The organism is Domibacillus indicus, assembly GCF_000970685.1.
GTDB lineage: Bacteria > Bacillota > Bacilli > Bacillales > Domibacillaceae > Domibacillus > Domibacillus indicus.
The window spans coordinates 1-1,062 of the sequence record NZ_LAJB01000028.1 but is presented as its reverse complement, the minus strand read 5'-3'; the positions used below and the strand labels follow the sequence as shown (position 1 = coordinate 1,062).

The 1,062-nt window shown below is 49.0% G+C and carries 8 tRNA genes and 1 rRNA gene; all 9 read left to right on the top strand.

Features of this window, described 5'->3' with window-relative positions:
• The first annotated feature begins 141 nt into the window (after positions 1–141).
• Positions 142–257 (top strand): 5S ribosomal RNA (gene rrf, locus VP98_RS17780).
• 23 nt (positions 258–280) lie between these two features.
• Positions 281–355 (top strand) — tRNA-Asn (locus VP98_RS17775).
• Between the two features lie 7 nt (positions 356–362).
• Positions 363–435: transfer RNA gene (locus tag VP98_RS17770), tRNA-Thr, on the top strand.
• A 35-nt stretch (positions 436–470) separates the two neighbouring features.
• Positions 471–542, top strand: a tRNA-Glu gene (locus tag VP98_RS17765).
• 6 nt (positions 543–548) lie between these two features.
• Positions 549–624 (top strand) — tRNA-Val (locus VP98_RS17760).
• Positions 625–629: 5 nt separating this feature from the next.
• Positions 630–705 (top strand) — tRNA-Thr (locus VP98_RS17755).
• A gap of 20 nt (positions 706–725) precedes the next feature.
• A tRNA-Tyr gene (locus VP98_RS17750) sits at positions 726–809 on the top strand.
• 70 nt (positions 810–879) lie between these two features.
• Positions 880–954: transfer RNA gene (locus VP98_RS17745), tRNA-Gln, on the top strand.
• Between the two features lie 3 nt (positions 955–957).
• Positions 958–1,030, top strand: a tRNA-Lys gene (locus tag VP98_RS17740).
• The last annotated feature ends 32 nt before the right edge of the window (positions 1,031–1,062 follow it).

Below are 1,062 nucleotides of genomic sequence, written 5' to 3'. Positions count from 1 at the left end.
GACTTAATCAACTGAAATGCACAAGTCGGCCGTTCAGGCCGACTGGAGCTGGACAACACATGGCTATATCGAAAAGGCTTTATGCCCATACAATCACGCTTCTATCCAGTTTTGAAAGAACATTTCTTTCAAACTTCATAGTCAGGTGGCAATAGCGAAGAGGTCACACCCGTTCCCATCCCGAACACGGCCGTTAAGCTCTTCAGCGCCGATGGTAGTTGGGGGTTTCCCCCTGTGAGAGCAGGACGCCGCCTGGCATTGTTTTATTTAACCATATTATTCCGCAGTAGCTCAGTGGTAGAGCAATCGGCTGTTAACCGATCGGTCGCAAGTTCGAGTCTTGCCTGCGGAGCCATTGCTTTGCTTCCATAGCTCAGCAGGTAGAGTGCTTCCATGGTAAGGAAGAGGTCACCGGTTCGAGCCCGGTTGGAAGCTTATCATTATTTTATGCAAGTTCATTGTTTTTTATCGGCCCCTTGGTCAAGCGGTTAAGACACCGCCCTTTCACGGCGGTAACACGGGTTCGAATCCCGTAGGGGTCATCTTTTGGAGGATTAGCTCAGCTGGGAGAGCATCTGCCTTACAAGCAGAGGGTCGGCGGTTCGATCCCGTCATCCTCCACCATTTATGCCGGTGTAGCTCAACTGGTAGAGCAACTGACTTGTAATCAGTAGGTTGGGGGTTCAAGTCCTCTTGCCGGCACCACTTTCAAAAATAAAAGCTGTGGAGGGGTAGCGAAGTGGCTAAACGCGGCGGACTGTAAATCCGCTCCTTCGGGTTCGGCAGTTCGAATCTGCCCCCCTCCACCATTTTCCTAAAGGAACATAACCAAACATGTTCTTTTTCTTATTTTTTGGGGTATACTACATATAACATAAATGGGCTATAGCCAAGCGGTAAGGCAACGGACTTTGACTCCGTCACGCGAAGGTTCGAATCCTTCTAGCCCAGCCATATGAGCCATTAGCTCAGTCGGTAGAGCATCTGACTTTTAATCAGAGGGTCGAAGGTTCGAGTCCTTCATGGCTCATTAACCATAAAAAACAAAAAAAGCGACTTTTC